This window comes from Microcoleus sp. (genome assembly GCF_049646505.1).
Classification (GTDB): Bacteria; Cyanobacteriota; Cyanobacteriia; order Cyanobacteriales; family Microcoleaceae; genus Microcoleus.
In genome coordinates this window covers 1-1562 of the sequence record NZ_JBARVX010000426.1, presented here as the reverse complement: position 1 = coordinate 1562, position 1562 = coordinate 1, and the positions used below count along the sequence as shown (strand labels likewise).

1 protein-coding gene is annotated in these 1562 nt (G+C 45.3%); it reads left to right on the top strand.

The annotated features are described in order from the left end of the window. Positions 1–1339: apolipoprotein N-acyltransferase (gene lnt, locus WBA89_RS20970; protein ID WP_424409173.1), on the top strand; the 1339-nt coding region annotated here is incomplete at its 5' end. Between the last annotated feature and the right edge of the window lie 223 nt (positions 1340–1562).

Sequence of the window (1562 nt, the reverse complement as noted above, 5' to 3'; positions counted from 1 at the left end):
CTCTGATATTATTCTTCTTAACTCCCCCCCTTTACCAAGTAAAAATCTAACTCTTAACTCCCCCCCTTTACAAGGGGGGGCAGGGGGGGGTAAAACTCAATTCTCAGCATTAACCCGCGTTTTAATTGGCACAGCTTTGTGGTGCGCCTTAGAAAGTATTTGGAGTACAGGTTCGCTGTGGTGGACATCACTATCATACACCCAAAGCCCGCACAATTTACCAATATTGCACCTAGGTCAACTCTCCGGGCCTGCCGCAGTAACAGCCGCCATTGTAGCAGTAAATGGCTTAATTGCCGAAGCTTTTATAGAAGGAAGTTCGGCAACGGATTATATAACGGATGTAACGGATGGATGGAAGCAGGAGGGAGGAAGAGGTAAGAAGCAAGAAAGAAGAAAGAAAAATTGGGTTGCTTATATTTGGCCTGCGGGTTTGTTTTTAGTTTTGCATATTGTCGGCTGGAGTTTGTACAATCGCCCCTTAATTCAAGAAGCCGGAACATCATTAAAAATTGGAATTATTCAAGGAAACATTCCTAACGCAATTAAGTTTGACTCCGGGGGCTGGCGGCGTGCTTTAGAAGGTTACACCGCTGGATACAAAGAGTTAGCAGACAGAAAAGTCGATGCTGTGTTAATTCCAGAGACAGCTTTGCCTTTTATCTGGACAAACGAGTATCAGCGTTCCACTCTTTCCTTTTATCAAGCTATTCTCGAACGCGGTGTAGTGGCTTGGGTTGGAGGATTTGGACAAGAAGAAAACGGTCTCACTAATAGCTTATTGGCGATCGACAAAACGGGAGAAATTGTCGGTCGCTACGATAAACTAAAGCTAGTACCTTTAGGCGAATACATCCCTTTTTACGAAATCTTAGGCGGGATTATAAATCGGCTGTCACCCTTAGATGCTCGTTTAGTACCAGGAAACTCAAAACAATTATTTGATACGCCCTTTGGCCGCGCCATTGTCGGAATTTGTTACGATTCCGCCTTTGCTGAAAATTTCCGATACCAAGCAGCACAGGGAGGCGAATTTATGATTACAGCTTCCAACAATGCCCATTACAAACCGCCGATGCTGGCCCAACATCACGCCCTCGATGTGATGCGCGCAATTGAAACAGATAGATGGGCAGTTATCGCAACTAATACGGGGTACTCTGCTTTTGTAAATCCTCGCGGCGAGACGGTTTGGAAGTCTGGACTGAATACCTACGAAGTCCGAGATGCTACTATTTATCGGCGGAAAACTCGGACTTTGTACGTGCGCTGGGGAGATTGGCTGACACCTTTATTGTTAGTTTTAGCTGGGTTGATGCGGTTGATTGTTAGAAATTAATTTTAGTAAAGGGTTTGCTGGTGCGGCGGGGCGGGTTTATTGAATTTGTCTGCACTGTCAGGATTATTGGTGAAGCCGCCCCTACAGTTCACTCGTTGCTCAGGTGCGTCGCTCGCTCAATTATCGATTTTTTTCAGTAGACCTCTTGCAAAAGTCCTTTTAATCAAATTTTGGGACGGGCTAGAAGCCCATCCCACAAGAAAAAAGATTTTTGTGGGATGGG